Genomic DNA, 24,425 nt, shown 5'->3' with positions numbered 1-24,425 from the left:
AAAACGCCACGGCGAACCGTGGCGTTTTCTTCGACTGCGGCTTGTAGCGGCAGATCAGTTCTTGCTCTGGTCGACCAGCTTGTTGGCCTTGATCCAGGGCATCATGGCGCGCAGCTTCTCGCCCACGATTTCGATCTGGTGTTCGGCGTTGATACGACGACGCGACATCAGGGTCGGAGCACCGGCCTTGTTTTCCAGGATGAAGCTCTTGGCGTATTCGCCGGTCTGGATGTCTTCCAGGACCTTCTTCATGGCAGCCTTGCTCTCGGCGTTGATCACGCGCGGGCCGGTCACGTACTCGCCGTATTCGGCGTTGTTGGAGATCGAGTAGTTCATGTTGGCGATGCCGCCTTCATAGATCAGGTCGACGATCAGCTTGAGTTCGTGCAGGCACTCGAAGTAGGCCATTTCCGGCGCGTAGCCAGCTTCGACCAGGGTTTCGAAACCGGCCTTGATCAGTTCCACGGTACCGCCGCACAGCACGGCTTGTTCGCCGAACAGGTCAGTTTCGGTTTCTTCGCGGAAGTTGGTTTCGATGATGCCGGCACGGCCGCCGCCGTTGGCGGTGGCGTACGACAGGGCCAGGTCACGGGCCGAGCCGGACTTGTCCTGGTGCACGGCGATCAGGTGCGGCACGCCGCCACCTTGGCTGTAGGTCGAACGCACGGTGTGGCCGGGGGCCTTGGGGGCGATCATGATGATGTCCAGGTCAGCGCGCGGCACGACTTGGCCATAGTGGATGTTGAAGCCGTGCGCGAAGGCCACGGTCGCGCCTTGCTTGGCGAAGGGAGCGACGTTTTCTGCATAGACCTGGCCGATGTTTTCGTCCGGCAGCAGGATCATGATGACGTCGGCATCCTTGACCGCGTCGTTCACTTCGGCGACCTTCAGGCCAGCCTGTTCAGCCTTGTTCCACGAAGCGCCACCCTTGCGCAGGCCGACGGTCACCTTGACGCCGGAATCCTTCAGGTTCAGGGCGTGGGCGTGGCCTTGCGAACCGTAACCGATGATGGTCACGTTCTTGTTCTTGATCAGGGACAGGTCTGCGTCTTTGTCGTAGAAAACTTTCATGATTTTTTCCTATGTTCCGAGTAACTCGAATTTGAATGTATGTATGTGTGTGTGATGCGTACTGCTGGCGCGGTCGATCAGATCTTCAGGATCCGTTCGCCGCGGCCGATGCCGGAGCCGCCGGTACGGACCGTTTCCAGGATCGCGGTGCGATCCAGGGCGTCGATGAAGGCGTCCAGCTTGCTCTTGGCGCCGGTCAGCTCGATCGTGTAGGTCTTCTCGGTGACGTCGATGATGCGGCCGCGGAAGATATCCGCAGTGCGCTTCATCTCTTCCCGTTCCTTGCCCACTGCGCGCACCTTGATCAGCATCAGTTCGCGCTCGATGTGCGCGCCTTCGGTCAGATCGACGACCTTCACCACCTCGATCAGGCGGTTCAGGTGTTTGGTGATCTGTTCGATCACATCATCCGAACCCGAGGTCACGATGGTCATGCGCGACAGGGTCGAATCTTCGGTGGGTGCAACGGTGAGCGTTTCGATGTTGTAGCCGCGTGCGGAGAACAGGCCCACGACACGGGACAATGCGCCGGCTTCGTTTTCCAGCAGCACAGAAATGATATGGCGCATGTTAGAGATCCTCCGAACCCAGCAACATTTCAGTCAAACCCTTGCCCGCCTTGACCATCGGCCAGACGTTCTCGGTTTGATCCGTGATGAAGTTCATGAAGACCAGCCTGTCCTTCATGGCGAAGGCTTCGCGCAGCGCGCCGTCGACATCGCCCGGTTTCTCGATTTTCATGCCGACGTGGCCATAGGACTCCGCCAGCTTGTTGAAGTCCGGCAGCGAATCCATGTAGGACTCGGAATAGCGCGAACCATAGTCGATCTGCTGCCACTGGCGCACCATGCCCAGGAAGCGGTTGTTCAGGAGAATGATCTTGGGCGTCAGGTGATACTGCTTGCAGGTCGCCAGCTCCTGGATGCACATCTGGATCGAGGCTTCGCCGGTAATGCAGGCGACCGTCGCATCGGGGTTGGCCATCTGCACGCCCATGGCGTACGGCAGGCCCACGCCCATGGTACCCAGGCCACCGGAATTGATCCAGCGGCGCGGCTTGTCGAAACCGTAGTACTGCGCGGCCCACATCTGGTGCTGGCCGACGTCGGAGGTGATGAAGGCATCGCCCTTGGTCACTTCCCACACCTTCTGCACCACGGATTGCGGCTTGATGAATTCGTCGGAGGTAGCGAACTTCAGGCAGTCACGCTTGCGCCATTCGTTGATCTGCTTCCACCAAGCATCCAGCGCCGCGCCGTTCTGACGGGTCTCGGCCGCATCCAGCTGCGAGAGCAGTTCCTGCAGCACGTCCTTGACGTTGCCCACGATGGGGATGTCGACCTTGACACGCTTGGAAATCGACGAGGGGTCGATATCGATATGAATGATCTTGCGGGCATTCGAGGCGAAGTGCTTCGGGTTGCCGATCACGCGGTCATCGAAGCGCGCACCAATGGCGATCAACACGTCGCAGTGCTGCATGGCCATGTTGGCTTCGTAGGTACCGTGCATGCCGGGCATGCCGACGAACTTGTCGCTGGACGAACGATACGCGCCCAGGCCCATGAGCGTGTTGGTACAGGGATAGCCCAGGCGATCGACCAGCTTGTTCAGCTCGGGCGAGGCATTGGCCAGGATGATGCCGCCGCCGGTATAGATCATCGGACGCTCGGCCGACAGCAGCAGCTGCAGCGCCTTGCGGATCTGGCCCGAGTGGCCCTTGTCGACCGGCTTGTAGGAACGCATTTCCACCGCCTTCGGATACTCGTAGGCGCAGGTATGCATGGTGATGTCCTTCGGGATATCGACCAGAACCGGGCCGGGACGGCCGGTGGTGGCGATAAAGAAGGCTTTCTTGACGGTCTCCGCCAGGTCCTTCACATCCTTCACGAGGAAGTTGTGCTTGACGCAGGGGCGGGTGATACCGACGGTGTCGCACTCCTGGAACGCGTCCTGGCCGATGGCGGTCGACGGCACCTGGCCGGAGATCACCACCATGGGAATCGAGTCCATGTAGGCCGTGGCCAGGCCGGTGACCGCATTGGTCACGCCGGGGCCGGAGGTCACGATGGCCACGCCGACCTTCTGCGAGCTGCGCGAATACGCATCAGCGGCATGCACGGCGGCCTGTTCGTGACGAACCAGGATGTGCTGGAATTTGTCTTGCTTGAAGATTGCGTCGTAGATATAGAGGACGGCGCCACCAGGATAGCCGAAGACGTGTTCAACACCCTCTTCAGCGAGGCAACGGACGAGTATATCCGCGCCGGTGAGTTGCTCAGCACTCATGCTGCTTCCTTTCAAGGTCCATTGGAAATTGATCGGATGTTCTCTCCTGACGGAATCGCATTCGTCGTCTTGCCGGCAGCATCCCTTTATTGTGCGGTCACGCCGTTTCTGCGCTCCAACCGTAGTGGAGTTTGAAACGCCGCTCAACGCGACTCGTTCAGCCTTGGTACAAATCGACTTCTACAGATTCCTCGCGCTTGTGGCACGGGTTAGAACAAACAAGCTTTAAACCTATAAAGCGTTTCCTCGAACCGGCACGACCTTATGTGAAGCACCGGCAAGGAACAAAAACGCCCCAGATGTGGGAGGCGGGAAACAGGACAGTAATGCGTTGCATCATTTTGGTCAAGCGAATTCCGGTGAAATCGTTGCCAATACTCGCGTTCGCTGGGGCCGCCGAGGATAAACTTCAGGACAAAGAGGACCATTTTTGCTAGCATTCGGTCTGCTTTTTGACGATTTCTTGCATTTTTCGCATCTACGCCGGCCAGGATGCAGGTTTTTAACTGATCTGACCGGTGACCCATCCGGCACACCGTATTGCATGGCAACTGACAAAGAACTCTCCGATTTTCTTGAAAGTGTCGAACGCCGCGCCTTCAAACAGGCGGTGTATGCCGTGCGCAAAGATGAAGCCGCGTTGGACATCGTTCAGGATGCAATGATCAAGCTGGCCGAGAAATACGGCGACAAGCCTGTCGATGAACTGCCGATGCTGTTCCAGCGCATCCTGCAGAACACCATTCATGATTTCTTCCGCCGCGAAAAGGTGCGCAACACCTGGGTGAGCCTGTTCTCCAGCTTCGGGGGCAATGGCGGCGACGGCGAGGGCGGCGACGATTTCGACCTGCTGGAAAGCCTGGAATCGGAAGACGGCTCCCAGGCTGCCGAATCCAGCGCAGACAAGGTCGAGCGCGAGCAGACGCTGAACCTGATCGACGCCGAAATACAAAAGCTGCCAACGCGTCAACGGGAAGCATTCCTGATGCGTTACTGGCAGGACATGGACGTGGCGGAAACAGCCGCCGCCATGGGTTGCTCCGAAGGTAGCGTCAAAACCCATTGCTCCCGCGCAACGCACGCGCTGGCTCAAGCTCTCAGAGCCAAAGGAATCTCATTATGAACAACAAGGAAATGCAATTCGCCTACAAGGTGAAGCTGGCGCTTGACGCCAATCTTGACAACCTGTCCGACGACACCTTGCAAAGCCTGTCGGCCGCGCGTCGCGTGGCCTTGGCGCGCAAGAAACAGGCCCCGATCCACAAGCGCGTGGAACAGCAGGCGCTGGCCGGCGCCTTCGGTGGCGCCATGATGTCGCCCGAGAAACCGTCGTGGTGGAGCCGCCTGGGCGTGGCGGCACCGCTGCTGGTGGGCATCATCCTGTTCGCCGGCATCTATCAGCATGAAAACGCCAAGCGCGTGAGCTACCTGGCCGACATCGACGCGGCCGTGCTGTCCGACGAGCTGCCACTGTCGGCGTATCTGGATCATGGTTTCAACGCTTTCCTGGCTGAAAAGGGACAATAAGACGATGCACAAGACCACCGGCACTCCTTTGAAGGCTTCCGTCCGCCTCTCGCGCATAGCGCTGGCGCTGGCGGTGCTGGCCGGTGGATTGAGCTGCGCCTGGACCGTGGCGCAGAACGCGCCCTCCACTGCAGCGGCACCGTCGGCCACGCCCGCCACACCTGCACCAGCCGCCAGCCCTGCCGCAACGGCACCAGTGGCCGGCACACCCGGAACAGCTGCAGCACCTGCCGCACCGGCCGCCACCCATGCCAGCAAATCCGCCGGCAGGTCCATAGCACGCAAGCCCGAGAACAAGCTGGCCTGGGCCAATCTCTCGCCCGCCCAGCATCAGGCGCTGGAACCGCTGACCGGCGAATGGCCGCGCATGAGCGAACTGCAGAAAGAAAAATGGCTGGAAATCGGCAAGCGCTACGCCAAGATGAAGCCGGAAGAACAGCAGCGCCTGCATGAACGCATGCGCGACTGGGTCAAGCTGACCCCGGCCGAACGCAGTGCCGCCCGCACCAATTACGCCCGCGCCAAGAAGCTGGATGCGGAAGAAAAGCACGAGCAATGGACCAAGTACCAGCAACTTTCTGAAGAGCAGAAAAAGAAACTGGCCGAGTCCAAGTTGCCCAAGCGCGTGGCCAAGCTGCCGACCTCGCCGTCGGCCGCCGCACCGACCATCCAACTGCCCACCGAGGCGCTGGATCGCTCTCTGCCCGTGACACCTGCTCAGGTCCCGGCTCCGGCGGTGCCTCCCGCGCCGTCTCAGGTGCCTGGTTCGCAAGCCACGCCAGTGCCTGCGATTGCACCGACTGCGGCGCTGCCCACGACCGTGGCCGTCAGCGCTGCGGTGACTCCTGTGGCAAGCACCGCCAGCGACGGCAAGTAAGCCTACCTCTTCCGCTCCGCCTCCTCCGCCAGATTGATTGAAACCGCCCCCCTTGGGGCGGTTCGCGTTTCCACCCTCGTCAAGACCGTGCGTGAAGCCGCAAAGGCATACCTCCCCTACCACGCAGGCTTGCCCCTTGCTCTGCCTCAAGCCTTCACATAGGCAAGCGCGCCTGATTGCATTACCATCTGCCGGCCACAGCGTGCACGGTGTGCGCTGCTTCTTCACTCCACCCTAGCCAGAACGGAACAAACAGGAACCATGCCGGAATTCACCACGCCCTCCCTGCGCCGCCGCATGAGCAGCATGCTGTACGAATCCATGCTGCTGTTTGGCGTACTGTTCATGTCGGGCTGGCTGTTTTCCACGCTGCTGCAGCAGCGTCATGCCCTGTATCTGCGCCATGCGCTGGAAGGCTGGCTGTTCCTGGTTCTGGCGATCTATTTCGTCTGGTTCTGGACCCATGGTGGCCAGACCCTGGCGATGAAGACCTGGCGTTTCCGCGTGGTCGACCGCGACGGCCAACCCTTGCGGCTGGGACGCGCGCTGTTGCGCTTCGTGCTGGCCTGGCTGTGGATCCTGCCAGGACTGGCCCTGGCCTCGCTGGCAAGGGGCCAGGCCTGGTTGCTGGTGCTGATCCCCGCCGCCAACCTGCTGTTATGGGCCATGACGTCGCGCCTGGATGCGCAAGGACAATTCCTGCACGACCGCCTGGCCGGCACCCGCCTGGTCGACATCACGGCCCAGCCGAAGGCCGCCGGCAGCACGGCCAAGGCCAAGTCATGAAGCGGACATGAGCGCCTCGCCGCGCTCTGTTATGCTCTCGGGCGAACGCATGCAGCCGCATGCCCTTGGACCTGATCGCCTCCGACCGACGCCCGCATGATTTCACGCATCTCCAGAACCCTGCTCCTCATCCAGTTCGGCATTGCGATCCTGTTCTACTTCCTGCTGCGGCATTTCGACTGGCCCATCCTGGCCGCAGCTGCCGGCGGCGTACTGATCGTATTGCTGCTGCGCGCCCAGATCACTGCCAACAGCTTCTTCCTGACCTGGCCCTATCGCGGCCGCACCTCCAACCCGGTGACCATCACCTGGCTGCAGATCGCCACCCTGTTCCTGCGCGAATTCCGCGCCACCATGCTGTGTTCCTCGTGGGGCATGCCCTTCCTGCGCTTCGACCAGTTCAGCTATCCCGACACCACCTCGCTGCCGGTGCTGCTCATCCACGGCTACGGCTGCAACAGCGGCTACTGGCGCTGGCTGAGCCTGGAGCTGCGCGAAGCTCACATCACCCACTATGCGCTGGACATGGAACCGGTGTTCGGCAGCATCGATGAATACGCCCCGCTGGTGCATGCCGCCGTCCAGCGCGTGCTGGCCGAGACCGGACAAAAGAAGATCGTCATCGTCGCCCACAGCATGGGTGGCCTGGCCGCGCGCGCCTACCTGCGCGACCACGGCTGCGACAGCGTGGCCCGCGTGATCACCCTGGGCTCGCCGCACCATGGCACCGCCATTGCCAACTTCGGCATTGGCATCAACTGCGGTGAAATGAACTGGCTGGGCCGTTATGAAGAAGGACGCAGCAGCGAATGGCTGCAGAAGCTCGCGGCCACCGAAGAAGCCGATGCGCTGGGCCACATCGTGTCGATCTATTCCCACCACGACAACATCGTGTCGCCGCAGACCTCAGCGCATCTGGAGGGCGCCTGGAACATCCCGGTCATCGGCATTGGCCACGTGGCACTGGCGCTGGAACCGTCCATTCACAAGATGGTGATCGAACTGATCCACAACGCCCGCGACTGACGCAGGCGCTCGCGGACACCGCAAAGCAAAATGCCGCCCCGGCACGAAGCGCGGGACGGCATCTCGGTGACAACGAGGACGCAGCCAGCGGCTGCACCCTCAACGGACTTACTTCTTGGAAGCGTCCTGAATCTTCTGCCCGGCCTCTTCCACCTTTTCACCGGTCTTCTGCGCCACATCCTTGGCACCTTCCTTGGTCTTTTCGTAGGCTTCCTTGGCGTCGGCCTTGGCCTTGTCCAGCGCGCCATCGAGCTTGGAGCCGGATTCAGCGGCCTGATCCTTGGTCTGGCCGGTCACTTCATCAAGCTTCTTCCCGGCATCCTGCACGGCACCGTCGATCTTCTTGCCCAGCGCTTCGGCCGGACCCGGTTCTTCCTTCTTCTGGCAGGCTGCCAGCAGGGTAATGGCGGCCACGCTCACAGCAACACCGGCCAGCAGTTTGGACATCTTGTTCATGTTCTCATCCTTTCCGTTCATATTTGACGATCCCGATCTGTCGGGATTCGAGGTGAAGATAGCACAGCAGCATGTGTCGGCCTGCCGCTGCCAAATTTGCTTACATTTCTTGCAAATACGTCGATCATCGCGAAACATCGCTGAACATCAGCATTTCCTCTTCTGAAAAACCCGCCGCGCGCCGCGCTTCCAGGTTAAAGGGGCCGCGCAAAGGCGGTGCGCGATGGCGCTGGCACAATTCGGCGAAAGTCGTCACCGGGTCCAGCTGGCGCTGCTCGCACAGCCAGTTGAACCAGCGATTGCCGATCAGCACATGGCCGACTTCGTCACGCATGATGATGTCCAGGATCTCGGCGGCCGCCAGGTCGCCCGCCTGCGCCAGCTTGGCGCGTACCGGCGGGGCGGCATCCAGCCCGCGCGCTTCCAGCGTGCGCGGGACCAGGGCGATGCGGGCCAGGACGTCATCCTTGGTGGACTCGGCCATGTCCCACAGGGCATTGTGGGCGGTGAAGTCCCCGTAGGCATGACCCAAGGTCTTCAGATGATCGGCCAGCAAGCTGAAGTGATAGGCTTCCTCATCGGCCACCTGCAGCCAGTCATCATAGAACTCGCGGGGCATGCCGGCGAAGCGCCAGACCGCATCCAGCGCCAGGTTGATGGCATTGAACTCGATATGCGCAAGCGCATGAATCAGCGCCGCCCTGCCCTCGGGCGTGCCCATGGAACGGTGCTTCACCTGCAGCGGAGAAACCAGCTCGGGCCGCGCCGGGCGGCCAGGAATGCCGCTGCCGCATTCGGCGGCGGCCAGGTCATCGGTTTCCAGCGCTAACTGACCGGCCTGCCAGGCGGCACGCAAGGCCCGCACGGAACTGCACTTGACGGCGGGATGCATTTCCTTCAGGCAAGACAACGCGGCGCTACGCACGTGGGTGAATGAAAAGACTTCATCTGGGGACGAGACGTGATCCAAGGAACTGACTTTCAGGGAAGGTAAAATACGCGGTTGAGGACGCCGGCTTTGCCACCATATGAAGATAAATGTCCAATCTTGCAATACAGGGACAAGGCAAGCACAAGGCAAACAAGCCCGGCACCATCCACCGACCAGCAGGTAACGAGGAGACAATTTTATTATGGCGATCTACCAATTGGCGCAGGACATTCCCGAGATCCACGAGACCGCCTTCGTGGCCGAGTCGTCCACGGTGGTGGGCAAGGTCAGGATGGAAGCCCATTCCAGTGTCTGGTTCAACGTCGCCATTCGTGGCGACAATGAACTCATCACCATTGGTGAGAACAGCAATGTGCAGGAAGGTGCGGTATTGCATACCGATCATGGCTATCCGATGGTGATCGGCAAGAACGTCACCGTGGGACACCAGGCAATGCTGCATGGCTGCACCATCGGCGAGGGCGCGCTGATCGGTATCCAGGCGGTGGTGCTCAATGGTGCCAGGATCGGCAAGAACTGCCTGGTCGGGGCGGGTGCCCTGGTGACCGAAGGCAAGGAGTTTCCCGACAACTCCCTGATCATCGGTGCGCCTGCCAAGGCGGTTCGCCAGTTGAGTGAAGAAGATATCGCGCGCATGCGGGCTGGCACCGACAGCTACGTGCAGCGCGCGCAACAGTTCAAGACCCAGCTCAAGCGCATTGCCTGAGCGGTCAAGCAAAGGAAACGATGAAAGACACGCTGCAAAAATTCCTGGTCGACAACGCGCCCGTTCGCGGCGAGCTGGTCGAGATTTCGGACACCTGGCGCCAGGTGCAAGCCCGCCGTGACTATCCGGTCGCGGTGCGCACGCTGCTGGGCGAGATGCTGGCGGCGTCCGCCCTGCTGTCGGCCAACCTGAAGTTCAACGGCATGATCGTCATGCAGATCCATGGCGACGGCCCGGTCAAGCTGCTGGTGGTCGAGTGCGACTCCGAACTGCAACTTCGCGCTACCGCCAAGCTGGCCGATGATGCCGAGATCGCTGACGATGCAACGCTGACCGATCTGGTCAATGCCAATGGCAACGGCCGCTTCGTCATCACCCTCGACCCCAAGGACAAGCTGCCCGGCCAGCAAGCCTACCAGGGCGTGGTCCCGCTGGATGGCGAGAGCGTAGCCACCGTCATCGAGAATTACATGCTGCGCTCCGAACAGCTCGATACCAAGCTGTGGCTGGCAGCCGATGAAAAGGTCTCGCGCGGCCTGCTGCTGCAGAAGCTGCCGTCCATCGGCGGCAATGCGGCCCCGACCGTCAAGCCGGAAGGCGAGCTGGAAGACTGGAACCACATGGTCATGCTGGGCGATACCCTCAAGCGCGAAGAACTGCTTTCCACCGATATCGCCACGCTGATGCATCGGCTGTTCTGGGAACAGACCATCCGCGTCTTCGATCCGGTGCACCCGCAATTCCACTGCTCCTGCTCGCGCGAGAAGGTTGGCAACATGCTCAAGATGCTGGGCCAGGAAGAAGTGGCTGAAGCCTTGTCACAGATGGAAAAACTGGCCATCGACTGCGATTTCTGCGGCCAGCATTACGAGTTCGATGCGGTGGACTGCGCGCAGCTGTTCGTGGCCGATGTGGGTGGCGCGAGCGAGGCGAGCGACGCGCGGCATTGAACCATCCATGACGGTCGCACAGCAATAAAAAAACGCCATCGGTTTGCCGATGGCGTTTTCCTTTGTGGACCGCACTCGCTGGTCACTCCGCATCCGGCACCAGCAAGGCCATCTGCTCCGCATCCAGATAAGTCCACTCCCCTTCTTCCAGTTCCAACGCCTCCAGCTGCAGGCCGCCGATGGCAGTGCGCCGCAAGGCACTGCAATGATTGCCGGCCGCGGCCAGCATGCGCTTGACCTGGTGATACTTGCCCTGCTCCAGCACGATTTCCAGCAGGTTCTCACCCAGTTGGCGGCAACGGGTTGCAGCCAGCGGCGCCGGTTCGTCATGCAGTTGCACGCCCGCCTTCAGTTGCGCGATCAAGGCCTCGGTCACCGGCTCGGCCGTGGTGGCGGCATACACCTTGGGCACGTGGCGCTTGGGCGAGGACTGCGCGTGAATGAACGCACCATCATCGGACATCAACAGCAAGCCGGTCGTATCGTGATCCAGCCGGCCCACCGGCTGCACGTCGCGCCAGGTGAACTGTTCCGGCAGCAGCGTCAACACCCCCGGATGATGGCTGGGCTTGCGCGAGCATTCGATGTTCTGCGGCTTGTTGATGGCGATGTAGACGTGCTCGCGGTATTCCCACTCTTCCTCGAAGATGGTCAGCACCAGGCCGTTCGTATCGGGCGTGGCGCGGTAATCGTCCACCACCTCGCCGTTGATGACGACTTCACCATCCTCAATCAACTCGCGGCAATATTTGCGCGAACCGAAACCCTGCGATTGCAGGATGCGGTCCAGGGTCAGCTTGGCCATGTCAGCCTTCTCCTTGTTCGTTTTGTTCTTGCCGGCCGGCCTTGGCCTGCTTCGGTTCCAAGATCTGGCGGGCGATGCCGCGCAGGATGTTGACCTCTTCGGTCTCCAGCTGGGCGCGCGAAAACATGCGTTTCAGACGCGGCATCAGCTTCTTGGGATTGTCGGGATTGAGGAAATCGATGGCCACCAGCGCCTGCTCCAGATGCGCGAACATGCCCTCGATCTCGGCCACGCTGGCGCTCTGCCCATGGAAACCCACCTCGCCCGGCGCGCGTGCATCGCCGCTGGTCTGCATGGGGCCACCCTGCACTTCCAGCTCGGTCATGCGGCATTCATAAGCCAGCACCTGCACCGCCTGCGACAGGTTCAGCGAGGAATAGTCCGGATTGGCAGGGATATTGAGCAAGGCATTGCACTTCTGCACCACCTCATTGGGCAGGCCAAAACGTTCATTGCCGAACAAGAGGGCGGCATTCAAGCCGGTATCACGCGACAGCTGCCCCGCCAGCTCGCGCGGCGAGACCACCGGCGGCGAGAATTCGCGCAAACGGGCACTGACGGCCGCGGCGAAGTTGCATCCCTGCAACGCTTCTTCCACGCTGCCGACGATGCGTGCATTTTGCAACACATCGATGGCACCGCTGGCGAAGGCAATGGCTTCATCTTCCTTCACCGCGTCCGGAAAGCGCGGATTGACCAGCACCAGCTCCGAAAAGCCCATGGTCTTGATGGCCCGTGCGGCCGAGCCAATGTTGCCGGGACTGCTGGTATTGACCAGCACGAAACGCAAACGGCTGAAAAGAGATTGTCCTGACACTTGCTTGTTCATTTAAAATAGCGGGATTCGCGCCCCAGGATCAGATGTTGGCAAAACGCCAATATTGCAGCAAGGCTGTCAACCCAGGTCGACTTTGTTCGCCGACTTGACCGACGCCACTGCCCTTGGACTGCCTGGCAAACCCGCAAGCATAACAGCCGTGGGCGGCGCAACGCTCATTAATTTCATCGTCGCACTGGTTTGACTGCCGGGTTTCGCCTGGCCAGCTGTTCCGCATGCTTGTCGCGGAAGGCTGGCTGGTCGGCCATGGCGACGATGAGCAACGCAGCCATCGTCTTCGGTGGCCGCAATTTTAACGGAACCATCGGAATGATCATCCCACCCATGCTCAATACGGCGATCAAGGCAGCCCGCCGCGCCGCTACCATCATCAACCGCGCGTCCTTCGACGTGTCGCTGCTGAAAGTGTCGAAGAAGTCGCACAACGACTTCGTCACCGAGGTGGACAAGGCAGCCGAGGATGCGATCATCGACGTGCTCAAGAACGCCTACCCCGACCACGCCATCCTGGCCGAGGAATCGGGTGCGTCCGACAACCTGCACGATGAAAACGAAAACGTCTGGATCATCGATCCTCTGGACGGCACCACCAACTTCATCCACGGCTTCCCGCAATACTGCGTCTCGATCGCCCTGCAGCAGCGCGGCATCATCACCCAGGCCGTGGTCTATGACCCGACCCGCAACGACCTCTTCACCGCCTCCAAGGGCGCAGGTGCCTACCTGAACGAAAAGCGCATCCGCGTGGGCAAGCGCGACAAGATCGCCGATGCACTGATCGGTACCGGCTTCCCCTTCCGCGACCTCGATGGCCTGAACGAATACGTCAAGATGTTCAAGGTCATGACCGAGCACAGCGCCGGCCTGCGCCGTCCGGGTGCCGCTGCCCTGGACCTGGCCTACGTCGCCGCCGGTCGCCTGGACGGCTTCTTCGAGAAGGGCCTGAAGCCCTGGGACATCGCCGCCGGCTCCCTGCTGGTGACCGAAGCGGGCGGTATCGTGGGCACCTTCAAGGGCGACTCCGACTACCTCTACAAGGGAGACGTCATCGCCGGCAGCCCGAAGATCTTCGCGCAGCAAGTGAACCTGCTGTCTGAATTCGCCTGATTGGCCTGATTGGCCTGATCGTCCCTCCTGCAAGACCGCGTCTCCTCATTGCGCCCGGCATTGCTGCTATAGTGCGGCTACCGGCGCAGACCGAGGAGACGACATGAACCTTCCTTCCCAGCAAGCCAGCGACGACCAGGCCACTTGCGCGTTGCCACCCGGCTACCACAGCGTCACCCCCTACCTGATCGTCAAGACATCCGCCGAGGCCATCGCCTTCTACCGGCGCGCGTTCGGTGCGGCCGAGATCATGCGGCTCGACGGTCCGCACGGCAAGGTCTGGCATGCCGAGATCCAGATCGGCAATGCCCGCGTGATGCTGGCTGACGAACATCCCGAACTCGGTTTCCTCAGTCCCCAGACCCTGGGCGGCGCGGGCGTGAGCCTGCTGGTCTACGTGGCCGATGTCGATGCCGTCTTCACCCAGGCGCTGGCCGCAGGTGCAGTCCAGCTGCGCCCCGTTCAGAACCAGTTCTACGGTGATCGCTCCGGCACGCTGCGCGATCCTTTTGGCCATGTATGGTCGATCGCCACGCATATCGAAGACCTCAGCAATGAAGAAATCTGCGCGCGCTCGCGCGAGATGCTGGCGCGCCGCTGCAAGAAGCTGGCCGACGAGAAGAACTGACCCAACCTGACCAACCCTGCACGCATACACATGCCCTTTGCCCTCAGCGACCACCGCAAGATCCACTACCAGATCGAGGGCAACGGCCCGCCCCTGCTCCTGCACCACGGTTTCACCAGCAGCCTGGAAGCCTGGCGCTTCTTCGGCTTCACGGAGGTGCTGCGCGAGCATTTCCAGGTCATCCTCTTCGACGCACTGGGCCACGGCCAAAGCGACAAGCCGCACGATCCCGCCGCCTATACCCAGGTACAGCGCTGCCGCGATGCGCTGTCGGTGCTCGATGCAGTGGGCGTGGAGCGCGCCCATTTCTTCGGTTATTCGCTGGGCGGCTGGGTCGGCTACGGCCTGGTGCGCCATGCGCCGCAGCGCCTGCGCAGCCTCATCCTGGGCGCAGCCCATCCCTATGAAGATCGCAGCTGGGATGGATTCCATGGCATCGACGGACGCGATCCGGAGGCCTTCATCGCCACCTTCGAAGGCCTGCTCGACGAGCAGATCTCGCCGCAGGTGAAGATGCTCATCCGCGCCAACGACCTGGTGGCACTGGCCGCTGCCGCCCAGCAGCCGCGCCCCTCGCAGGAAGACCTGCTGACCCGCATGGACCTGCCCTGCCTGCTCTTCTGTGGCGATGCAGATGCGCGCCATGCGGCCGTCCAGCGCACGGCGTCGCTGTTGCCGCAGGGTGAATTCGTCAGCCTGCCCGGGGTAACGCACTTCGGCGGGCTGATGCAAAGTGCGCTGGTTTTGCCGCACGTGCTGCGCTTTTTGGCGCAGCAACAAGGATGAGCTGAGCCTCACGCTTCCTCAAAATAAATCCCTTGGTGCGCGGGCTGCGCTGTTATACTGCGGCCTGCGCGGCGTATAGCCAGTCAAGTCCGCGCCCTCCTCAAGTTCCAACCCGTTTGCCTGCGACTGGCGCCCTCACGGGGCCACAGGCCAAACCCAATTTCAGAGTCTCATGTCATTTTCCGCGCTCGGCTTGTCCGACGAAATCGTTCGTGCCGTTTCCGAACAAGGCTATACCTCCCCTACCCCGATTCAGGCTCAAGCCGTTCCCGCCGTACTTTCCGGTGGTGACCTGCTGGCCGGCGCCCAGACCGGCACCGGCAAGACCGCCGGCTTCACCCTGCCGCTGCTGCAACGCCTGTCGGCCATGCCGCGCCAGAAAATCAACGGCCACCTGCCGATCCGCGCGCTGATCCTGGCGCCCACCCGCGAACTGGCCGCCCAGGTCGAAGAAAGCGTGCGCCAGTACGGCAAGTATTTGCCGCTGACCTCGGCCTGCATCTTCGGCGGCGTCGGCATCAATCCGCAGATCACCCTGTTGAAGCGCGGCGTGGACATCCTGGTGGCCACCCCTGGCCGCCTGCTGGACCACATGCAGCAAGGCACCGTGAACCTGCAGCACATCCAGATCCTGGTGCTGGACGAAGCCGACCGCATGCTGGACATGGGCTTCATCCGCGACATCCGCAAGGTGCTGGCCGCCCTGCCGCCCAAGCGCCAGAACCTGCTGTTCTCGGCCACCTTCGCCGACGAGATCAAGAAGCTGGCCGACAGCCTGCTGAACAACCCGGCCCTGATCGAAGTGGCACGCCGCAACTCCACCGTGGAAGTGATCGCCCAGAAGATCCACCCGGTCGACCGCGACAAGAAGCACCCGATGCTGGCGCACCTGATCAAGACCCACCAGTGGAAGCAGGTGCTGGTCTTCACCCGCACCAAGCATGGCGCCAACAAGCTGGTCGAACAGCTGGCCCGCGACGGCATCACCGCCATGGCAATCCACGGCAACAAGAGCCAGTCGGCCCGCACCAAGGCCCTGGCCGAATTCAAGGACGGCAAGCTGACCGCCCTAATCGCCACCGACATCGCTGCCCGTGGCATCGACATCGACCAACTGCCGCACGTGGTCAACTATGACCTGCCCAACGTGCCGGAAGACTACGTCCACCGCATCGGCCGTACCGGCCGTGCTGGCGCCACCGGCGAAGCCGTGTCGCTGGTCTGCGTGGATGAACGCGACCTGCTGCACGACATCGAGCGCTTCATCAAGCGCGAAATCCCGGTGGAAGTGATCGCCGGTTTCGAACCGGACCCGACCGCCAAGCCGCAGCCGATCCAGCTGCGCAGCGGCCAGGGCCGTCACCAGAACGGTGGCGGACGCGGTGGCCAGCGCAGTGCCCCGCGCAAACCCGCCGGCAACGGCAATGCGGCAGCACCCAAGCCGGCCGGCGGCAACGCCGGCCATGGCCAGGCAGCCAAGCCGCGCGCGGCAGCCAATGGCAATGGCAACGGCAATACCGCCCGTGGCCAGGGTGGACGTGGCAATGGCGGCGGCAATGGTGGCAATGCCGGCAACGGCGGCAACAATGCCAACCGCGCACCCAAGCCGGCCAATGCCAACGGCCAGCCGCGCAGTGCCGGTCAGCCGCAACGCCAGGGTGGTCCGCGTCCGTCGGCCCTGACCCATGGCGGCCAGCGCGCAGCCGGCAAGTAAGCAGGCTTCAAGCCGCTTTCCGGGCAGCATCCTTCATCGTCCATCACAAGAAAAGGAAAGACATGAGTGTGACCGTCATCAAGGCCGACCTCGGCAACGCTGCCCACGCGGCAGCGCTGTTCGAGACCCTCAATGCCTACGCTTCCGACGCCATGGGCGGCGGCAAGCAGCTCTCCGGCTACGTGCGCGAGAACCTGGCCGCCGAGCTGAAGAAACGTCCCACTGCCCATGTCTTCCTGGCCTTCGATGGTGAAACGCCAGCAGGCCTGGCGACCTGCATCGAAGGTTTCTCGACCTTCGCCTGCAAGCCGCTGCTGAACCTGCATGACCTGGCCGTGATGCCTGCCTATCGCGGTCAGGGCGTGGCCAAGCTGCTGCTGGCGGCGGTCGAGGACCAAGCCCGCCAGCTGGGCTGCTGCAAGCTCACGCTGGAAGTCCTGGAAGGCAATGCCGTGGCGCGTTCGCTGTATCGCGCCTGCGGCTTCGAGGGATACGAACTCAAGGCGGAAACCGGCAAGGCGATGTTCATGCACAAGCCGCTGGCTTGAACGCTGCCTGACTGAGTACAAAAAAATGCCCGCATCATCGATGCGGGCATTTTCGTTTTTGGGGCTGATACTTCACTGCCCATCAGCTCCTGTACTCCAGGCATGGCCTGCAACGGCGCACAGGATGAACAAGCCTTCATCCGGCCGCTTGACCGCACCGAGTGCGGCCCCGACCAGGCGCCATCAAGCCGCCATCGCCATGCCGCGCGACTTGCCGGAGCTGAGATAGCTGGCAATCGAATCCTGCGTCACCTCGCCCACGTAGCTGCCATCGTTGGCAATGACCGGCATCCAGCTGGTGCTGTGCTTGTACATCTTGGAGAGCACCACGCGCAGGTTCTCGTCCGGATCGGCATTCATGGTGAAGGGACGCACCATGTCCTCGGCCACACCGGTGTTGCCGCGCACATCACGGCGGGTCAGATAACCCAGGGCGCGGTTGTCGGCATCGATGATGGTGAGATAGCGCGAATCCTGGTCATCCATCAGCGCCAGCGCCTGGTCGCACGATACGTCCGGGTGGGCGGTGGCCGGGGTGGTCGCGGCCTCGCCGGCACGCACCAGCAGCAGGCGCTTCAGGGTGTGATCCTGACCCACGAAGGCGCTCACGAAATCATCCTTGGGACGGGCCAGCAAGGTGTCCGGGTTATCGAACTGCACCAGCTTGCCAGCGCGGAACACGGCCACCTTGTCGCCCAGCTTGATGGCTTCGTCGATGTCGTGGCTGACCATGATGACGGTCTTGTTCAGCTGGCGCTGCATCTGGAAGAACTCGTTCTGGATCGATTCGCGATTGATCGGATCGACCGCGCCAAACGGTTCATCCATCAGCAGCACCGGCGCATCGGCCGCCAGTGCGCGGATGACGCCGATACGCTGCTGCTGGCCACCAGACAGCTCACGCGGGTAGCGCTTGAGGAATTTCTTCGGGTCCAGTGCCACCATGGCCATCAGTTCGGTGGCACGCTCCTGGCAGCGGTTCTTGTCCCAGCCCAGGAGGCGCGGGACGATGGTGATGTTTTCTTCGATGGTCATGTTGGGGAACAGACCGATCTGCTGGATCACGTAGCCGATATGGCGGCGCAGTTCCACTTCATCGATGCCGGAGGTGTCCTGGCCGTTCAGCAGTACGCGGCCGGAGGTCGGGTTGATCAGGCGATTGATCATCTTGAGGGTGGTGGTCTTGCCACATCCCGAGGGGCCGAGGAAGACGCAGATCTCCCCTTCCGCCACCTTCAGGCTGACGGCGTCCACCGCCTTGACCTGCGTGCCATCCTTTTGAGTGTAGGTCTTGCTCAGTTGGTCCAGTTCGATCATTTTTGTACTCCTTTCGGTGTCAGGATTTTCTGCAGACGTTGCAGCAGGGTGTCCGCAATGATGGCCAGCACGCTGATCATCACCGCGCCCACCACGAGTTTTTGCATGTTGCTCTGGCTGATCGCATGCAGGATCAGCACGCCCAGCCCACCAGCACCAATCACGGCCGCAATGGCCATGACGCCGATGTTCATCACGACGGCGGTACGCACGCCGCCCAGGATGACAGGCACGGCCAGCGGCAGGTCCACCATGCGCAGGCGCTGCCAGAAGGTCATGCCGATGCCGATGCCGGCTTCCTTGATGCCGGCTTCAATGTTCTCCAGCGCCAGATAAGTGTTGCGCATGATCGGCAGCAGCGAATACAGGAACACGGCGGTGATGGCGGGCAAGGGGCCGATGCCGGCACCAAATTGCGAGAACACCGGAATCATCAGGCCGAACAGTGCGATGGAAGGCAGCGTCAGCACGATGGTCGCCAGCCCCATCAACGGACCGGCCAGCCAGCGCACCCGCACGATCAGGATGCCCAGCGGTACGCCGATGGCAATGGCCAGGCTCACCGCAATGCCCACCAGTTCAAGGTGCTGCAGGGTCAGGTCGAGGATGTTGCGCCAGTCCGATTGCAGGTATTGGAAGATGTTCATGGTCCCCTCCTCAGATCAGGCCGGCTTGCTTCAGGAAATCGGCCGCCACCTTGGCCACCGGTTCCTGGTCGATGTCGACGCGCTTGTTCAGCTCGGTCATGGTCGCCGTGTCGATCTTGGCGGCCAGGGCGTTCAGTTGCTCGGCCAGCTTGGGGTTCTTGTCCAGGATCTCCTGGCGCACTACGGGGGTGGCCTTGTAGGCGGCAAAGTAGCCCTTGTCATCCTCCAGCAGCTGCAGGTCGAAACCCTTGATGCGGCCATCGGAGGCGTAGGTCAGGCCGACGAACAATTGTTCGTTCTTCAGGGCCGTGTAGACCAGACCCGGGTCCATCTGTTTGACTTCGCTGCGATCCAGCTTGAAGCCATACAGCGCCTGCATCGGGCCCAGGCCGTCGGGACGGGAAGCGAATTCATAGTCCACGCCCAGCAGGTGCTGCTTGTTGCCTTCCTTGTCGTCTTCGTTGATACGGTTGGCGAGATCCTGCAGCGAGTGGATGTGATACTTCTCGGCCACGTCACGCGGCATGGCGAAGGCGTAGGTGTTGTTCAGCTCCGACTGGTTGAGCCAGGTCAGGCCGCGCGGCGCGTCCAGTTCCTTGACCTTCTGGTAGATCTGGTCGGGATCGAGCTTGTCCTCGATGTGGTTGTAGACGATCAGGGCGGTGCCGGTGTAGTCCCAGACGATGTCGATCTGGCCGCTCTCCAGCGCCGAGCGCATCAGGGTCGTGCCGAGGCCGTTCTTCAGATCGGTGTCGTAACCCTTGGCGCGCAGGTATTGCGCGGTCATGTCCGAGAGCAGCAGCTGCTCGGTGAAGTTCTTGCCGCCGATGACCAGGTTCTGGGCCTGAGCGCGGGCCGTGCCGAACATGGCCAGGCCAAGCGCCAGGGCGCACAGGGCATATTTTGCGATGGTCTTCTTTGTCATGCTTTCCTCTCTACCGCTGTGCCGGAAACTGCTGGCGTGCGGTCGTTCTTGTGATGGGGATGAGCTGCCGGATCAGGTGCGCAGCCCGCGACGCGCCAGGTAGAAACCCGACAGCGAGGTCATCAGGGCATCCAGCACCAGCGCCAGCAAGGCGGTAGCGGCAGCGCCCAGCAGCAGCTGGCCGTGATTGTTCAGATAGATGCCGGGGAAGATCAGGCCACCCAGGCTCTCGCCGCCGATCAGCATCGACAGCGGTGCGGTACCGACGTTGATCGCCAGCGAAGTACGCACGCCACCGACGATGATCGGCAGCGCATTGGGCAACTCCACGCGGAACAGGATCTGGTGCGGCTTCATGCCGATGCCGCGCGCAGCTTCCTTCATGGCGGCCGGCACGTTCTTCAACCCCTCGTAGGTGTTGCGCACGATGGGCAGCAACGAAGCCAGCCACAGGGCCAGGATGGTCGGGCCATTGCCGATGCCGAAGGCAGCCAATGCCAGCGCCAGCACGGCGATGGAGGGGATGGTGTTGCCGATGTTGAAGATCTGGATGAACTTCTCTGCACTGCGTTGCGCGCCCGGGCGGGACAGCGCGATACCGGCCGGAATGCCGGTGGCCAGGGCCAGCACCATCGAACTGAAGACCAGTTCCAGGTGCTTGCCGGTGTAGTAGACCAGGTCACCGCGATACTTCTGGATGACGTCCGGACCGATCCACCAGACCAGGCCTGCAATAACCAGCGCAAAACCGAACGCGCCGGCGAAGACGTGACGAACACGTGTCATGTTACCCCCTGTTGGTATAGCCGACACGACATGACGCCGCGACGACGGGTTTCTGGGATCAAGTTTTAAAGGGTTCGCTTGCCCCGTTGGGCGTATCGTTTGGATGCGAACCGAAAGCTGCAAGGGCAGCGATGAAACCGAAGCGATGAAGCCAGCCTCGGCATAGTGCACACCGGACAGGGATGGGAACGATTCACCGTGGAGAACGGGAGGGCGTTCGCGCTGCCAGCCGGAAATTCGGACAACCCGCACACTGCGGATCGGACACTGCTAAGAGTCGTTGTTGAACAAGTGATTTCGCGAGCAAGATGCAGCGAAAGAACGATAGTTTAAAGCAATCGCTTAATGCTGTCCAGCAATGTAGCAATGTGAATCGATAACTTACAGATCTGAAGCACTTTTAAAAGTTCCCAACGGCGGTCAATATGCCGTTAAAAGTGGTCATCCTGAAAACCGCCAGCGCGGCGCTATCCCTTGCCCCATGCGGCTCCCGCCGAGCTTGACTAATGAGCAACATGGGGCAAAAAAAATCGCCGGACCTCTGTGCGAGGCCGGCGAAAAATTTTTCAGAAGCGCGGCAGGAGGTCGCCGCGTCGGTGCTGCGCTGTCAGCGCATGGCGCCGAACACCTTGCCCAGAATGGCGCTGCCGGTCCCGACCGGATCCTTGCGGATGGCTTTTTCTTCCTCGCCGATCATCAGGAACAAGCCATCCAGCGCACGCTGGGTGACGTAGCCTTCCACGGTGCTCTGCTCGGCGCTCACCAGCCCGGATTTGGCGACCTGGCCCATGACGGCGTTGTAGCGCCCGGAGAGGCCGTTCTTGTCGGTGATCTGCTTGACGATGGGCAGGAACTTCACGGCCAGTTCGCCCGAGGTTTTCTGGCGGAAGAAATCGGTCACGGAGGTATCGCCACCGGCCAGGATGTTCTTGGCATCGCTCACCGACATCGACTTGACGGCATTGACCAGCAGCGGCTTGGCCATCGGCACGGCGGCCTCGGCGGCGTGGTTCATGTCGGCCACCAGGCCATCGACCTGGCCGCCCATGCCGGTCATGCGCAGCAGTGGCATGGCCTGCTCCAGCGCACCGGGCAGCTGGATCTTGACCTTGTCATTGCCGAGGAAGCCGTTGGGCCGGCCCAGGTTGGCCACGGCGGTATTGGCGCCCTTCTCCAGCGCGGCTTTCAGGCCGGCGGTGGCGTCCTGGTTGCTCAGGTCGGACAGCGAAAAGGCCAGGGCACCGCAGCTGGCCAGCAAGAGACTGGCCGCCAGCGTGCGGCGCAGTGCGGAAACGGGGAAACGGGAAAAGGACATGCGCGACTCCAGAGTTCAGGATGCCGGGATGATAGCAGCCCGGCATGACGGCACCAGCTCACTTGCCGCGCGAGAGCTCCAGCCCGGCATTGTGCGGCAGCTTGCCGCTGATCGGCACCGAGGCCACCGAGAACAGGCCGATGACCAGGAAGGCCGGCCAGAAATCGGCCTCGACGATGCTCGCATGCCCCTGCAAATGATTCGACAATTGCAGCACGATGCCCGCCACCGTCACGCCCAGGCCCAGCGACAGCTGCTGGATCACGCTGGCCAGGCTGGTGACGCGGCCGGCGTCGCGGCTGTCGATGTCGGCATAGGCGATCGAATTGAGGCAGGTGAACTGCAGCGCCGGGAACACCCCGCCCATCAGCACGATGGTGACGATGAGCAGATAAGGCGTATGCATGCTGAAGATGCCGTAAGCCGCCAGCGCGATGCCGGCGAACACCGCATTGACCATCAGCACGGTGCGGAAGCCATAGCGGCGCAGCACCCGGCTGGCCAGCAGACGGATGAAGAGCGAACCGAAGGCCGAGGCACAGGTGATGCTGCCGGCCTGGAAGGCGGTCATGCCCAGCCCTTCCTGCAAGGCCAGCGGCAACAGGAACGGCACCGCCCCCAAGCCGATGCGGAACAGCGAGCCGCCCACCACGCTGGCATGCAGCGTGGGGATGCGCAGCAGGCGGAAATCCAGCAGCGGATACGGGATCTGGGTGGAATGACGGTAATACATCACCAGCGCAATGGCACCGATGGAACACATGGCCACCGGCGTGGCGCCGTCGACCAGCTGGCTGCCGAACAGCGACAGGCCCAGCATGATCATGGCCGCGCCCACCGAGGTGAGTACAAAACCTTTCACATCCAGCGGGGCCGGATTGTCTTCCTTGAAGTTCTGGATGAAGCGCTTGGCCAGATACAGGCCCAGGAAGCAGAACGGGATATTGATCAGGAACACCCAGCGCCAGTGGAAGTAGGTCGTGAGAAAGCCGCCCAGCAGCGGCCCGACCACGGGCCCCAACAACGCCGGCAAGGTGAGATAGCTGACCGCCTTGACCAGTTCGGACTTGTCGACCGAACGCGCAATGATGACCCGCCCCACCGGCACCATCATGGCCCCGCCGATGCCCTGCAGGAAGCGCGCCGCCACGAAGGTCACCAGCGAGCCGGAGACGGCGCACAGGATGGAGCCGGTCATGAAGACGATCATGGCCCAGCTGAACACCTTGCGCGCGCCCAGCTTGTCGGCCATCCAGCCGGAGATCGGAATGAACACGCCCAGCGCCGCGACATAGGCGGTCATGGCCAGTTTCAGGGTGATCGGGTCTTGATGGAGATCGCGCGCGAGCGCGGGGAGCGAGGTGGCCAGCACGGTGGCGTCCATGTTTTCCATGAACAGCGCACAGCCGACAATGAGCGGAATGAGCAGCGAGGGTCGCACGGTAGGCAACGGGGCAACAGAGCGGGTGACAGTGGCGGAATTCCAGGGAGGCTCTTCGTTGCACGGCCTCCTGAAGGGTCATAGTTTAACCCAGCTGGCCTTTTCTTGCGGGCAAGCCGTCGGATCGCCGCAACGATGTGAAGACTTTGGCAGACAGTCGGCCGCCATCGGACACACCGCTTCACTCTGCGCAAAGGGCACTTTCAGGATGAGCCCATGTCACAATGCAGCACGGCGCATCGTGCGAAACAATCTTCATATCACGCTATAACCTGCCCCACCCTCATTTGGAGCCTGGATGAACAACAACATCAACAACACCCACAGCAAAACCCTGGGCTATCTGCTCTGGATCTTCGGATTTCTCGGCGCGCACCGCTTCTACTACGGCAAACCCGTCACCGGCACGATCTGGTTCTTCACGCTGGGCCTGTTGGGCATTGGCTGGATCGTCGACCTGTTCCTGATCCCCTCGATGGATCGCGAAGCCGACCGCCGTTTCGTGGGCGGCGAGATCAACTATTCGGTGGCCTGGCTGCTGCTGACTTTCCTGGGCATCTTCGGCGCGCACCGCCTGTACATCGGCAAGTGGATCAGCGGCATCGTCTATTTCTTCACCGGCGGCTTCTTCCTGCTGGGCGTGCTGTACGACTTCTGGACGCTCAACGCCCAGATCTCCGAACGCAACCACGGCGCACGCGCCTGAACCCTGCCGGCGGCCCTTCCCGGCCGCCCTACTTCTTTTTCAATGCCTTCATGCGCTTGGCGGCCAGCTCCACGGTGTGGAGCTGCTCCTTGCGCTTCATCGATTTCCAGTCCTTGATTTCATCCCGGGTGCGGCCGCAGCCGGTACAGACTTCGTGCTTGAGCTTGCACAGCGAGACACAGGGGCTCTTGACGTCTTTTGCCACTTGCGGATTCCACTTCA

At 61.9% G+C, this 24,425-nt stretch carries 27 protein-coding genes; 13 read left to right on the top strand and 14 right to left on the bottom strand.

Annotated elements, in window-relative coordinates; all coding sequences use genetic code 11:
• Positions 1-54: 54 nt before the first annotated feature.
• The 3 genes from ilvC to JOD78_RS16730 all read right to left on the bottom strand — a co-directional run bounded on the left by ilvC (position 55) and on the right by JOD78_RS16730 (position 3,360).
• Complete coding sequence (gene ilvC, locus JOD78_RS16740) at positions 55-1,071, bottom strand: ketol-acid reductoisomerase (RefSeq protein ID WP_121039124.1); 1,017 nt, start codon at positions 1,069-1,071, stop codon at positions 55-57.
• Between the two features lie 77 nt (positions 1,072-1,148).
• Positions 1,149-1,640, bottom strand: coding sequence for an acetolactate synthase small subunit (gene ilvN / locus JOD78_RS16735; RefSeq protein ID WP_008327594.1), 492 nt, complete (start codon positions 1,638-1,640; stop codon positions 1,149-1,151).
• Between the two features lies 1 nt (position 1,641).
• Positions 1,642-3,360 carry an acetolactate synthase 3 catalytic subunit gene (locus tag JOD78_RS16730; protein ID WP_121039121.1) on the bottom strand — a complete coding sequence of 573 codons (1,719 nt, stop codon included), beginning with the start codon at positions 3,358-3,360 and terminating at the stop codon, positions 1,642-1,644.
• 544 nt (positions 3,361-3,904) lie between these two features.
• Here JOD78_RS16730 and JOD78_RS16725 point away from each other — a divergent pair.
• The 5 genes from JOD78_RS16725 (at position 3,905) to JOD78_RS16705 (ending at position 7,576) form a co-directional block, all read left to right on the top strand.
• The gene (locus JOD78_RS16725) at positions 3,905-4,483 is read left to right on the top strand and encodes an RNA polymerase sigma factor (protein WP_039786760.1); all 579 of its coding nucleotides are present in this window, start codon (positions 3,905-3,907) and stop codon (positions 4,481-4,483) included.
• Positions 4,480-4,887, top strand: a complete 408-nt coding sequence (locus JOD78_RS16720) for a DUF3619 family protein (RefSeq protein WP_121039118.1) — start codon at positions 4,480-4,482, stop codon at positions 4,885-4,887. The genes JOD78_RS16725 and JOD78_RS16720 overlap by 4 nt, the downstream gene beginning before the upstream one ends.
• 4 nt (positions 4,888-4,891) lie before the next feature.
• Positions 4,892-5,764, top strand: a complete 873-nt coding sequence (locus tag JOD78_RS16715) for a DUF3106 domain-containing protein (protein WP_209568410.1) — start codon at positions 4,892-4,894, stop codon at positions 5,762-5,764.
• Positions 5,765-6,025: 261 nt separating this feature from the next.
• Positions 6,026-6,550: an RDD family protein gene (locus JOD78_RS16710; protein ID WP_121039112.1), complete on the top strand. Its 525-nt coding sequence runs from the start codon at positions 6,026-6,028 to the stop codon at positions 6,548-6,550.
• Positions 6,551-6,646: 96 nt separating this feature from the next.
• Positions 6,647-7,576 carry an alpha/beta fold hydrolase gene (locus tag JOD78_RS16705; protein WP_034334485.1) on the top strand — a complete coding sequence of 310 codons (930 nt, stop codon included), beginning with the start codon at positions 6,647-6,649 and terminating at the stop codon, positions 7,574-7,576.
• Positions 7,577-7,684: 108 nt separating this feature from the next.
• Here the strand turns inward: JOD78_RS16705 and JOD78_RS16700 are convergent, their stop codons facing one another.
• Positions 7,685-8,032, bottom strand: a complete 348-nt coding sequence (locus tag JOD78_RS16700; RefSeq protein WP_209568412.1) for a hypothetical protein — start codon at positions 8,030-8,032, stop codon at positions 7,685-7,687.
• A 124-nt stretch (positions 8,033-8,156) separates the two neighbouring features.
• On the bottom strand, positions 8,157-9,002 hold the full coding sequence (locus JOD78_RS16695) for a ferritin-like domain-containing protein (RefSeq protein ID WP_209568414.1): 846 nt from the start codon (positions 9,000-9,002) through the stop codon (positions 8,157-8,159).
• 163 nt (positions 9,003-9,165) lie between these two features.
• On the opposite strand from JOD78_RS16695, the gene JOD78_RS16690 reads away from it, so the two are divergent.
• Entirely contained in the window at positions 9,166-9,690 is a 525-nt protein-coding gene (locus JOD78_RS16690; RefSeq protein WP_034334491.1) for a gamma carbonic anhydrase family protein, read from the top strand.
• Positions 9,691-9,710: 20 nt separating this feature from the next.
• Complete coding sequence (gene hslO, locus JOD78_RS16685; protein WP_121039106.1) at positions 9,711-10,640, top strand: Hsp33 family molecular chaperone HslO; 930 nt, start codon at positions 9,711-9,713, stop codon at positions 10,638-10,640.
• An 82-nt stretch (positions 10,641-10,722) separates the two neighbouring features.
• Here hslO and JOD78_RS16680 read toward each other — a convergent pair whose 3' ends face one another.
• Both JOD78_RS16680 and JOD78_RS16675 read right to left on the bottom strand, forming a co-directional pair.
• Positions 10,723-11,445, bottom strand: coding sequence for a 16S rRNA pseudouridine(516) synthase (locus tag JOD78_RS16680; protein WP_121039103.1), 723 nt, complete (start codon positions 11,443-11,445; stop codon positions 10,723-10,725).
• Between the two features lies 1 nt (position 11,446).
• Entirely contained in the window at positions 11,447-12,274 is an 828-nt protein-coding gene (locus JOD78_RS16675) for an RNA methyltransferase (protein WP_134135060.1), read from the bottom strand.
• A gap of 318 nt (positions 12,275-12,592) precedes the next feature.
• On the opposite strand from JOD78_RS16675, the gene JOD78_RS16670 reads away from it, so the two are divergent.
• From JOD78_RS16670 to JOD78_RS16650, 5 genes are all read left to right on the top strand, one after another.
• A complete protein-coding gene (locus JOD78_RS16670; RefSeq protein ID WP_034334500.1) occupies positions 12,593-13,390 on the top strand; it encodes an inositol monophosphatase family protein in 798 nt (265 codons plus the stop codon).
• A gap of 103 nt (positions 13,391-13,493) precedes the next feature.
• Positions 13,494-14,018: a VOC family protein gene (locus JOD78_RS16665; protein ID WP_209568416.1), complete on the top strand. Its 525-nt coding sequence runs from the start codon at positions 13,494-13,496 to the stop codon at positions 14,016-14,018.
• A 30-nt stretch (positions 14,019-14,048) separates the two neighbouring features.
• The gene (locus tag JOD78_RS16660; RefSeq protein WP_209568418.1) at positions 14,049-14,804 is read left to right on the top strand and encodes an alpha/beta hydrolase; all 756 of its coding nucleotides are present in this window, start codon (positions 14,049-14,051) and stop codon (positions 14,802-14,804) included.
• Between the two features lie 172 nt (positions 14,805-14,976).
• Positions 14,977-16,518 carry a DEAD/DEAH box helicase gene (locus JOD78_RS16655; protein WP_209568420.1) on the top strand — a complete coding sequence of 514 codons (1,542 nt, stop codon included), beginning with the start codon at positions 14,977-14,979 and terminating at the stop codon, positions 16,516-16,518.
• A gap of 62 nt (positions 16,519-16,580) precedes the next feature.
• Positions 16,581-17,066 carry a GNAT family N-acetyltransferase gene (locus JOD78_RS16650; protein WP_121039088.1) on the top strand — a complete coding sequence of 162 codons (486 nt, stop codon included), beginning with the start codon at positions 16,581-16,583 and terminating at the stop codon, positions 17,064-17,066.
• Positions 17,067-17,249: 183 nt separating this feature from the next.
• On the opposite strand, the gene JOD78_RS16645 is transcribed toward JOD78_RS16650, so the two are convergent.
• From JOD78_RS16645 to JOD78_RS16620, 6 genes are all read right to left on the bottom strand, one after another.
• A complete protein-coding gene (locus tag JOD78_RS16645; RefSeq protein WP_209568422.1) occupies positions 17,250-18,383 on the bottom strand; it encodes an ABC transporter ATP-binding protein in 1,134 nt (377 codons plus the stop codon).
• Positions 18,380-19,030 (bottom strand): ABC transporter permease, encoded by a 651-nt coding sequence (locus JOD78_RS16640; protein WP_039786787.1) that lies wholly within the window; start codon positions 19,028-19,030, stop codon positions 18,380-18,382. The genes JOD78_RS16645 and JOD78_RS16640 overlap by 4 nt, the downstream gene beginning before the upstream one ends.
• 10 nt (positions 19,031-19,040) lie before the next feature.
• Positions 19,041-19,955: a glycine betaine ABC transporter substrate-binding protein gene (locus JOD78_RS16635; protein WP_039786789.1), complete on the bottom strand. Its 915-nt coding sequence runs from the start codon at positions 19,953-19,955 to the stop codon at positions 19,041-19,043.
• A 72-nt stretch (positions 19,956-20,027) separates the two neighbouring features.
• Positions 20,028-20,741: an ABC transporter permease gene (locus JOD78_RS16630; RefSeq protein WP_209568424.1), complete on the bottom strand. Its 714-nt coding sequence runs from the start codon at positions 20,739-20,741 to the stop codon at positions 20,028-20,030.
• Positions 20,742-21,348: 607 nt separating this feature from the next.
• The gene (locus JOD78_RS16625; RefSeq protein WP_121039070.1) at positions 21,349-22,056 is read right to left on the bottom strand and encodes a DUF4197 domain-containing protein; all 708 of its coding nucleotides are present in this window, start codon (positions 22,054-22,056) and stop codon (positions 21,349-21,351) included.
• A gap of 58 nt (positions 22,057-22,114) precedes the next feature.
• Positions 22,115-23,449 carry an MFS transporter gene (locus JOD78_RS16620; protein WP_051156462.1) on the bottom strand — a complete coding sequence of 445 codons (1,335 nt, stop codon included), beginning with the start codon at positions 23,447-23,449 and terminating at the stop codon, positions 22,115-22,117.
• Between the two features lie 346 nt (positions 23,450-23,795).
• Between JOD78_RS16620 and JOD78_RS16615 the strand changes: the two genes are divergently transcribed.
• On the top strand, positions 23,796-24,203 hold the full coding sequence (locus JOD78_RS16615; RefSeq protein WP_209568426.1) for a TM2 domain-containing protein: 408 nt from the start codon (positions 23,796-23,798) through the stop codon (positions 24,201-24,203).
• Between the two features lie 28 nt (positions 24,204-24,231).
• Here JOD78_RS16615 and JOD78_RS16610 read toward each other — a convergent pair whose 3' ends face one another.
• Complete coding sequence (locus tag JOD78_RS16610) at positions 24,232-24,408, bottom strand: DUF1289 domain-containing protein (RefSeq protein WP_088754304.1); 177 nt, start codon at positions 24,406-24,408, stop codon at positions 24,232-24,234.
• Positions 24,409-24,425: the final 17 nt, after the last annotated feature.

Source organism: Herbaspirillum sp. 1130 (genome assembly GCF_017833835.1).
GTDB lineage: Bacteria > Pseudomonadota > Gammaproteobacteria > Burkholderiales > Burkholderiaceae_D > Herbaspirillum > Herbaspirillum huttiense.
The sequence above is the reverse complement of the archived record's forward strand: the minus strand, read 5'-3'. Positions and strand labels throughout refer to the sequence as shown.